The organism is Paenibacillus zanthoxyli JH29 (assembly GCF_000520715.1).
Taxonomy (GTDB): Bacteria; Bacillota; Bacilli; order Paenibacillales; family Paenibacillaceae; genus Paenibacillus_AQ; species Paenibacillus_AQ zanthoxyli.
The window spans coordinates 20,786-31,074 of the sequence record NZ_ASSD01000443.1; the positions used below are offsets into that span (position 1 = coordinate 20,786).

Genomic DNA, 10,289 nt, shown 5'->3' on the forward strand with positions numbered 1-10,289 from the left:
CTCTCTTGACCGATGGGAAAATACTTGAAAGTTCCGGGATTTCCGGCAGCTCTTGAAGGAGCGCCGGAAATCCCGTTTTTTCATCAATTAATGATGATTTTGAGAATGATCTTTGACGCGGCGTTCTCCTTTGGATACAATCAGTTAAGAAGTTTGAGAACAGGGGGCAGCTTAAATGAATGTTGTACCGGAGCCGCTGCCGGGCGGATCGGCGCTCGCCCGAGGGTTTATGCACAGCTATGAAATGGTCGCTCATTTATACGGCGGCAATTTTACGCTTGAGAACAAGAAGCAGCGCGCCGTTTGGCTGGATCAAAGCGAGAGCCTCCGGGCTGACCGCAGCCAACTTGCGGAAGTGCTGCGAGCCTATAACTCAAGGTATAATAACCACGAGAAGGTAAGAATATCGCTCGATTTGCTGGAACAGCCGGAGACGCTTGTTATTGCCGGTGGACAGCAAAGCGGCCTGTTTACAGGCCCGCTCCTTGTTATCTATAAAGCGGTCACGCTTATTCTTGCCGCACGAGAAGCGAGCCGGGAGCTGGACCGGCCGGTCGTTCCCCTTTTCTGGATTGCTGGCGAGGACCACGACTGGGATGAGGTTAATCATACATACGTGCTGAACCGGTCGGGGGAAGTAACGAAATTGAGAATCGAGCATCCGGATGCGGGGCATTTCCCGGTCAGTCATATTCAATTGGAAGAGGACCATTGGCGCCGCCCGCTTGAACAACTGGAAGAGCTGCTTCAGGAGAGTGAATTTAAGGCGGAAATGATGGAGCTAATGCGGGGCGCCGCTGATGGCGGCAGCATGTGCGGCGCGTTTGCGGAAATTATGGGTTCGCTGTTCGGCAAATACGGCCTGGTGCTGCTGGATTCGGCGGACCCGGCGCTGCGGCGGCTGGAACAGCCGTTCTTCCGCTCGCTGATTGAGCATAATGATACCCTTGAAGCCTCCTACCATAAGACGGCTGCCGACATTAAGGAGGGAGGGTTTCACCTTCAGGCCGATGTGACGGCTGGCGGAGCGAATCTTTTTTATATTCATGAAGGAGCGCGGCTGCTTTTGATCAAGAAGGACGGGACATTCACCGACCGTAAAGGCACTGTTTCTTTTTCCCGCGAGGAGCTGCTGGAGCTTCTGGACCGGCACCCCGAACGCTTCAGCAACAATGTGTTGACCCGGCCGCTTATGCAGGATTATCTTCTGCCTGTGTTGGCAACGGTGCTTGGACAAGGCGAAATCTCATACTGGGGGATTACCGGCCGGGCGTTTGCGCATATGGGGCTGCGGATGCCGCTGATCATTCCCCGCATGTCTTTTACTATTGTGGAAGGTACGCTGCATAAGCATTTGGAGAAATACGGACTGACCTTCGCCGATGTCCAAGGCGGACTGGAGGATAAGAAGCGGCGGTGGCTTGAAGCGCAGGACGAGCTGGAGCTTGGCAGAAGGTTCGAAGAGGCGAAAGCCGCTTTTGCCGCTATGTACGACCCTCTTATCGAACAAATCGGCTCGGTCCAGGCCGGACTTGTCAAGCTGGGGGGCAGCAACAAGGAGAAAATACTGGATCAAATTTCCTTCTTGCAAAATAAAGTGCAGGACGCAATGGCAAAACAGAATGAAGCCGCGCTGCGGCAGTGGGAGCGGATTGAACGTTCGCTTATGCCGCTGGGCAGACTGCAGGAACGAGTTTACAATATCATCTATTATTTGAACCGATACGGCCGATCCTGGCTGGACGGACTGATGGAGCTCCCCACAGATTACAGCGGGACGCACCGGATTATCTATATGTAATAATATTATAAATAGCGATCAGGAGGTTATCTAATGAGTTCCCTATCCAAGCAAAATAGTATTGTAGCCGATATGTCACTCGCTCCAGAGGGACATCTCAAAATTGACTGGGTTCGCCAGCATATGCCCGTTTTGAACCGTATCCGAGAGCAGTTCGAAGCGGAACAGCCGTTCAAAGGGCTGAAAGTATCCATAACGCTGCATTTGGAAGCCAAAACCGCTTACTTGGCCAAGGTCGTGCAGGCCGGCGGCGCGGAGGTAACGATTACCGGCTCGAACCCGCTGTCTACGCAGGACGACGTATGCGCTGCGCTGGTGGAAGACGGCATTACCGTATTTGCCAAATACAATCCGACACCCGAGGAGTTCAAGGCGCTCAACATTAAGGCGCTGGAAAGCAAGCCTGACCTCATTATCGACGACGGCGGCGATTTTGCAACGCTGCTGCATTCCGAGCGGCCCGACCTGATGGTGAACATCCGCGGCGGTGCGGAGGAGACAACGACCGGTATTATTCGGCTGAAGGCTCTGCAGAAGCAGGGTGTGCTGAAATTTCCGATGGTTGCTGTCAACGATGCATACTGCAAGCATTTGTTCGATAACCGTTACGGTACCGGCCAGTCCGCTTGGGACGGCATAATCCGTACGACTAATCTGATGGTAGCGGGTAAGACAGTCGTGGTTGTCGGTTACGGCTGGTGCGGCAAAGGCGTCGCCATGCGGGCCAAGGGACTTGGCGCGAACGTTATCGTTACAGAAGTCGACGCGATTAAGGCGGTTGAAGCGCATATGGACGGTTTCCATGTTCTGCCGATGCTGGAAGCAGCCAAACTGGGCGATTTCTTTGTTACCGTAACCGGCAACCGTTACGTCATCCGGGGGCAGCATTACGATATGATGAAGGACGGGGCCATTATGTGCAACGCCGGTCATTTCGATGTGGAGGTCAACAAGCCGGAGCTTGCAGAGAGAGCGGTGACGCAGCGTATTGTCCGTAAAAATATCGAGGAATACCAGCTTAAGGACGGCCGTAAGCTGTACCTGTTGGCTGAGGGACGGCTGGTCAACTTAGGGGCGGCGGACGGACATCCGGCGGAGATTATGGACATGACGTTTGCGCTGCAGGCGCTCTCGCTGAAATACGTAAATGACAACTATGAAAAAATCGGCGTCAAGGTCGAGAATGTCCCTTATGAACTGGACGAGCAAGTTGCCCGCTACAAGCTGGAAAGCATGGGGCTCAGCATTGACACGCTGACACCTGAGCAGGTTGCGTATTTGGACAGCTGGAAGCTGAACTGATTAATCGCGGTACCGTTTCTTGTAAATGATAAGCGCTCAGCTTATAAATTCTGATATGTTGAAAAAGGCAGCAGGCAGCTTAGCCAATATTGAATTGGCAAGCTGTCTTTTTTATTCGGTGCTTCCATAAAGTCCACTATGAAATTTCAGTCTATTTAATAGAAGGAATTTTTCGAAAATGAAGGGATGAACAAGGTCGAAACGCGGATTAGCTCAAGCCGGCGGGAAATTTTATCTTCGACACAAAGCACGAACCCGTCATCCGCTTCGATAAATTTGCCGATGATTTTATCTCCGGCATGGTTGGCGTATGTTTTTTTCGTCAATAGTCTTTCAGACGGTTCGTATTGATCCGCCTTGTTTTATGTCGCATTGCGCCGGACTCCCGAATAGTACCACGCGATTTTCTTAAGGATGCAAGGACGATAAAGGCAGGAATAAATTTCCTTTAAACGGAAAAAGGTTTTTGATTTTTAGTGACGAATCTATTATGCTTAAGTGGTGAAAAGTGGGGTAAAGTGGGGACCCGAGGGATTAAGGAGTGGGCAGCCAATGTTTATGGGGGAATACCAGCATAGCATTGACGATAAAGGCCGTATTATTATTCCGGCTAAGTTTCGTGAGCTGCTAGGCGCCTCTTTTGTGGCAACTCGCGGACTCGATTCCTGCCTTTTCGTTTATCCCATGGAAGAATGGGCAATCATGGAACAAAAGCTGAAAAGTCTGCCGCTCATGAAGAGCGACGCCCGCGCGTTCAGCCGTTTCTTTTTCTCGGGAGCGACGGAATGCCAATGGGACAAGCAGGGGAGGGTGACGCTTCCCGCCAATCTGCGTGAGTATGCAAAGCTGAACAAGGACTGTGTTATTCTGGGCGTATCGAACCGGGTGGAAATCTGGAACAAGGAGCTTTGGGAACAGTACTTCGGGCAGTCGGAGGAATCGTTCAACGAGATCGCCGAGAAGCTGGTGGATTTCAACTTTGATTTATAATTTGTTTACCGAATACTGTCTTGGAGGGATAAGTCTTGTTTCATCACATCACGGTTCTGAAAGAAGAAGCGACGGAGGGCTTACATGTCAGAGAAGACGGCATCTATGTGGATTGTACGCTCGGAGGAGCGGGGCACAGTGCCCTAATCGCTTCCCGCTTGGGCAGTCAGGGCCGGTTGATCGCGCTCGATCAGGACGATTGGGCCTTGGACAACGCCAAGGAAAAGCTCGCATCCTTCGGAGACAAAGTTATCCTGGTCAAGACAAATTTTCGGGATTTGGAGGAAGTGCTGAGAGCGCTGCCTATGGTCCCGCAGAGGGACGGCATTCCCCAGGTGGACGGCATCCTGTTCGATCTGGGCGTCTCCTCCCCGCAGTTTGACGAAGGAGAGCGCGGCTTCAGTTATAACCATGACGCACCGCTTGATATGCGGATGGACCAGAGTGCCGAATTGACTGCTGCCGAAATCGTGAACACTTGGCCCGAACAGGAAATCGCCCGCGTGCTGTTCCAGTATGGAGAGGAGAAGTTCTCCAGGCGGATTGCGGGAAAAATTGTGGAGCGGAGAGCACTTCGTCCTATTCATAGTACGGGGGAACTAGCCGATATAATTAAAGAGGCAATTCCGGCCGCGACGCGCAGGACGGGCGGACATCCCGCCAAACGAAGCTTTCAGGGGCTGCGCATTGCCGTGAACGACGAACTGGGTGCTTTTGAAGAGGCCCTTCACGCGGCTGTACGATGTTTGGCTCCCGGAGGCAGAGTTTCCGTGATTACGTTCCATTCCCTGGAGGACCGGATTTGCAAGCAAATCTTGAACAGCTATGTCGGCCGCTGTACGTGCCCGCCGGATTTTCCGCTATGTGTATGCGGAGGCGAAGGCCAGATGAGACTGATTAATCGCAAGCCGCTTACACCCGGCGAAGAGGAGCTAACCTTGAATCCTCGCGCCCGCTCGGCCAAGCTGCGCATTGCGGAGAAATTGTAAAAAAGACGATAAAAGGAGAGTCAGAGATGGCCTATACCCGCGGCAATTTGGCTGTGCAGCAACAAAGAGAACCGAAAGTTAATCCACGCTACCGCGAAAAGACAAAGGTTATTACAAGGCGAACGGTGCTCCCCGTGCAGGAGAAGCTTCTATATCTCCTGACTCTGGCTTTATTCGTCCTTGTGTCCAGCGTCTTGGTATGGCGCTATGCCCACATTTACGATTTGAACAAGCAGGCGCAGACCCTTGATACGAAAATCTCAGAGGCGAAGAAAAAAATTGCCGTCTATCAGAAAGAGAAGCAGGACCTGGAGCAGCAGATTCCAGCGAAGGCTCGTTCCTGGGGCTGGACCTCTCCTGACGACCAAGAGACGATTTTTGTTCCTCGGAATGTTGCTTATACTAATGATAAATAGTCATAGGGATCTGTAAAAACGCAAAAAAAAGTTGTGAGGTTTGCGTATGATAAAAAGAATAAAGCTTCGCATGCTGTTCATAGGGGGATGTATTACCCTCTTTTTTCTTGTTCTGGTCGGACGGGTATTCTATATTCAGATACTTCAAGGGGATTATTGGCAAAAAGAGGCCGCAAAGACTTGGGCGCATACGACCATTATCAAAGCCCTGCGCGGAGAAATTACAGATCGTAATGGAGGTGTTCTTGCCAGCGACGTCCCTGCTTTTACGGTGGTCGTGGAGCCGAACGTTATTCATGAGCAGGGCCTCCGGGATGAAGTCATTCAGGGACTGCATGAGATTTTAAACAAGCCGGTTTCGGAACTCGAGGAACTGATCGATGCGAAGGACAAGGACGGCGATTTATTAAAGAACCGCGAGGTGCGCAACGAAGGCTGGAAGGTCGATCAGGAAGTGGCCGACAAGATTACCGCATTTGTGAAGAAACTGGAGAAAGAGCATGATATCCGCGAAACCGGCATCGGCTTTGTCAAGGACCAGAAACGCTATTATCCCAAAGATTCGCTGGCTGCTCATGTTCTCGGGTATACAGACCGTGAAGGTAACGCCGTAGCCGGGCTGGAATATTTCTACGACAAGCAGTTGAAGGGAGCAGACGGAGAGCTTGATTACCAGAGCGATGGCAAGGGCGTCAAGCTTCCGGATGCCGCAGAAAGCTACACACCAGCTGTCAATGGCGACAACCTCAAGCTTACGATTGACAGCACCATCCAGTACTATATTCAAGATGCAATGAAAGAGGCCTACGCGGAATATCAGCCGAAGAGCATGACGGTCATTGCTGCTGACCCGAACACGATGGAGATTCTGGGCATGGCGAATATGCCCACCTTCAATCCCAATGAATATTGGAAGACTCAGGATCAAGGGGATTTCTACAACCACGCCATTAAGTCCATTTATGAGCCGGGGTCGACGTTTAAAATTGTAACACTGGCGGGCACGGTGCAGGAGAAGCTGTTCGATCCGAACGCAACGTTTGAATCAGGACAGATTCGAATTGAAGGTTACAGAAGGCCTCTTCGTGATATGCACGGGGGTTGGGGAAGAATTACCTATCTAGACGGCGTGAAGCATTCCAGTAATGTAGGCTTTGTCAAGCTGGGGTATGAAATGCTGGGAAAAGACCGGCTGAAACAGTATATCGATAATTTCGGCTTCGGCCAAAAGACGGGCATTGATCTCCCCGGCGAAGCCAAGGGGTCGGTCACTCCATACTATAAAGTGGAATTTGCCACTCTGGCTTACGGACACGGGAAGGTGCAGGTCACCCCGATCCAGCAACTCGCAGCAGTATCGGCGGTTGCCAACGGCGGCAAATTGATGAAGCCTTATGTGGTCAAGGAAATCGAAGACCCGAACACCGGGAAAACGACCGTTACGAAACCGGAAGTTGTGCGCCAGATTATCTCGGCGGAAAGCGCCAAGCAGACCGGCATCTATCTGGAACAGGTTGTCGCCGACCAGAAGATCGGCACCGGCCGGCATGCTTATATCGAAGGGTATCGCGTGGCTGGCAAGACCGGTACGGCGGTTAAGGTGGTCAATGGGGAGTATGACTATTCCAAGAACGTGGTTTCTTTTATCGGCTACGCTCCGGTCAACGATCCTAAGATTGCCGTGATTGTCATCGTCGATGAACCCAAAACGGATGGCGGCGGTGGCGCGGTGGCGGCTCCGATTTTCAAGAAGATCGTTTCCCAGTCTTTGGAGTATATGGGCGTCCCCAAAGTGTATGAGGATGACAAGAAGGGAAAGAAATCCGGGAATGATACGGTGTCGGCGCGCACTGCTCCGAACATGGTCGGTCAAACGATGAAGTCCGCGAGAGAACAGCTGATGAACCAAGGCTATGATTTCGAAACCGTCGGAGACGGCGCTTCGGTAGCCAGCCAGTATCCGTCTGCGGGTACGGCGCTTGCTTCCGGGCAGAAGGTATACCTGCTCAGCGAGCAGGGAGATAAGCCGACCATCCCCGATCTGCGCGGCGAATCACTGCGCGACGCGCTTGAGGTGCTCAGCCTGCTGAAGGTCGGCATCCAGGTCAGCGGAGAAGGGTATGTTACGGAACAGAAGGAATCTGTGAATAACGGCAAAACGCAAGTTGCGCTAACCCTGAAGCCTAACAAGCAAGACGGACAAGACACCGGAGCGGCCTCGGGAGAAGCTGCCGATCCGAATGCTGAATCGGCTACCTCATCAAAACCGGATAGTAACTCTGAACAGAACACCGCATCCTCGAACTAGGCTTGTTCTAAGCCCTGTTTGTCCTGAATAGTCATGAAGAAAGAGCGCATGTCTATGCTTTGGAAAGCGGGGATGACGAAATGAAAGTTTCCAACGTTGTGTCGCGGCGGCGGATGCTGTGGACTTTGCTGGGGCTTGCCGTGTTATTCATAGCTCTGGTCCTGCGTCTTGCCTATGTGCAGCTGTCCAAGGGAGAAGAACTGTCGGCGAAGGCGGAGGATTCATGGCGACGTAACATTCCGTTCACAGCCAAACGCGGCGAAATTCTGGATCGCGAAGGGACGGCGCTGGCTTATAACATCAGTTCCCCGACCGTGTATGCCATTCCGGTTCAGATCAAGGACAAAGAAGGGACGGCGGTGAAGCTGGCGCCGATTCTGGGAATGACACAGGAGAAGCTGATGACCCTGTTATCAAAACGTGAATCCACGGTGAGACTGCAGCCCGGCGGACGCAAAATTACGATGGAACTCGCCGGGAACATTCGTGATTTGCAGCTGCCGGGCATCGTTGTGGCCGAGGACAGCAAGCGGTTTTATCCGTATGGAGATTTGGCGGCGCATATACTCGGCTTCACCGGCATAGACAATCAGGGGATTACGGGCATCGAAAATGTCTATGACAAGCTTCTGAAAGGCATAGGCGGGAATATTTCGTATTTGTCCGATGCGGGAGGGCGGTTAATGCCCGGCTCTTCGGAAAGATATGCGCAGCCTCAGGATGGCCTGAACCTGGAACTGACCATCGACAAGCAGATTCAGTCCATTATGGAACGGGAGCTGGATCAGGCCATGGTCAAATATCAGGCCAACGCTAGCTGGGCGATTGCCATGAATCCGAAGAACGGGGAGATTCTGGCGATGGCAAGCCGTCCCGGTTATGAGCCGGGTCAGTATAAAAAGTATGATTCCGCGATCTATAACCGGAATCTGCCGATTTGGATGACATACGAACCCGGTTCAACATTCAAGATCATTACGCTGGCTGCGGCGCTGAACGAGCACAAGGTGGATTTGCAGAATGACCACTTTTATGATCCCGGCTATATTGAAGTGGGCGGGGCCAGGCTGCGCTGCTGGAAAAAAGGCGGCCACGGCAGCGAGACATTCCTGCAGGTGGTGGAGAATTCCTGCAATCCCGGCTTCGTTGTACTGGGACAGCGGCTTGGAAAAGACGCGCTGTTCCAATATATCCGCAACTTCGGCTTCGGCAGTAAAACGGGAATTGATCTGAACGGCGAGGAGAACGGCATCCTGTTCAAGCCGTCGCGGGTAGGGCCTGTGGAGCTGGCGACTACAGCCTTCGGGCAAGGGGTTTCCGTGACGCCGATTCAGCAGATTGCGGCGGTGTCGGCGGCGGTCAACGGCGGGAAGCTTTACAAGCCCCATGTCGCCAAAGCGTGGATCAATCCGGATACCGGACAGACCGTATCCGAAGTGAAGCCGGAGATGGTTCGTCAGGTCATCTCGGAGGAAACATCGAAGAAGGTGCGCGAGGCGCTGGAGAGCGTCGTCGCCAAAGGAACGGGCCGGCCGGCATTTATTGACGGCTACCGGGTCGGCGGCAAGACGGGTACCGCGCAAAAAGTCATTAACGGACGCTATTCCGCGTCGGAGCATATCGTTTCTTTTGTCGGCTTCGCGCCCGCGGATGATCCGCAAATTGTCGTATACACCGCTGTGGACAATCCGCAAGGCATCCAGTTCGGGGGCGTTGTGGCTGCGCCGATCGTGCAGAATATTCTGGAGGATTCCCTGCATTATTTGAAGGTGCCTCAGCGTAAAGATCAGCTGGCCAAGGTCTACAAGCTCGGGGAGACGCCCATTGATGTAGTGCCGGATTTGGTCGGCGCTACAGCGCAGGACATTTACGAGGATATGAATATGAATTTCAATCTTGTCCGTTCCGGCACCGGGGATACGGTTATCAATCAGGCGCCCAAGGCGGGAACAAGAGTGGAACGGGGATCGACGATCCGGATTTATATGGGTTCTTCCAGTCCATAATGATAAAGAGAGATTATTCGATACAATAGAGCGAGGGATTGAAAATGAAACTTGAAGAATTATCATCTTGTCTGGCGGCTGCGCGTTTATATGGGAACGGCGGGATAGAGATTACCGATTTGCAGGCGGATTCCCGCCGTGTAAAGCCGGGGGATCTGTTCATCTGCCTGCCCGGATTTACCGTGGACGGACATGATTTTGCCCCTCAAGCTGCATCAAGCGGGGCGGTGGCGCTTGTAGTCGAACGAAAGCTTGAACTCGATCTGCCGCAGATTGTGGTCGATGACAGCCGGTTCGCGATGTCCGTCCTGTCGAATGCATTCTTTAAGTCGCCCAGCAGCCGCATGAAGATGATCGGCGTTACCGGTACGAACGGAAAGACGACCACAACATATCTGATCGAACGCATTATGGAGGACCATGGTGTAAAGCCGGGGCTTATCGGAACGATACAAATGCGCTATGGCGGGGGGGGGT

Annotated in this window: 8 protein-coding genes; all 8 read left to right on the forward strand. The window is 52.6% G+C overall.

Translation table 11 applies throughout. From position 1 onward, the window contains the following. The first annotated feature begins 175 nt into the window (after positions 1-175). Entirely contained in the window at positions 176-1,801 is a 1,626-nt protein-coding gene (gene bshC / locus L691_RS0117015) for a bacillithiol biosynthesis cysteine-adding enzyme BshC (protein ID WP_025691633.1), read from the forward strand. A 33-nt stretch (positions 1,802-1,834) separates the two neighbouring features. Further along, positions 1,835-3,103, forward strand: coding sequence for an adenosylhomocysteinase (locus tag L691_RS0117020; protein WP_025691634.1), 1,269 nt, complete (start codon positions 1,835-1,837; stop codon positions 3,101-3,103). Positions 3,104-3,655: 552 nt separating this feature from the next. Then, positions 3,656-4,093 (forward strand): division/cell wall cluster transcriptional repressor MraZ, encoded by a 438-nt coding sequence (gene mraZ, locus L691_RS0117030; protein WP_025691635.1) that lies wholly within the window; start codon positions 3,656-3,658, stop codon positions 4,091-4,093. 35 nt (positions 4,094-4,128) lie between these two features. Then, positions 4,129-5,082 carry a 16S rRNA (cytosine(1402)-N(4))-methyltransferase RsmH gene (gene rsmH / locus L691_RS0117035; protein ID WP_025691636.1) on the forward strand — a complete coding sequence of 318 codons (954 nt, stop codon included), beginning with the start codon at positions 4,129-4,131 and terminating at the stop codon, positions 5,080-5,082. A gap of 26 nt (positions 5,083-5,108) precedes the next feature. Next, a complete protein-coding gene (locus L691_RS0117040) occupies positions 5,109-5,498 on the forward strand; it encodes a hypothetical protein (RefSeq protein WP_025691637.1) in 390 nt (129 codons plus the stop codon). Positions 5,499-5,544: 46 nt separating this feature from the next. Then, positions 5,545-7,806, forward strand: coding sequence for a penicillin-binding transpeptidase domain-containing protein (locus tag L691_RS0117045; protein WP_025691638.1), 2,262 nt, complete (start codon positions 5,545-5,547; stop codon positions 7,804-7,806). 80 nt (positions 7,807-7,886) lie between these two features. Next, a complete protein-coding gene (locus L691_RS0117050) occupies positions 7,887-9,812 on the forward strand; it encodes a stage V sporulation protein D (protein WP_025691639.1) in 1,926 nt (641 codons plus the stop codon). A 44-nt stretch (positions 9,813-9,856) separates the two neighbouring features. Continuing rightward, the coding region (locus tag L691_RS29220; protein ID WP_036737283.1) for a Mur ligase domain-containing protein at positions 9,857-10,289 on the forward strand (433 nt) is incomplete at its 3' end.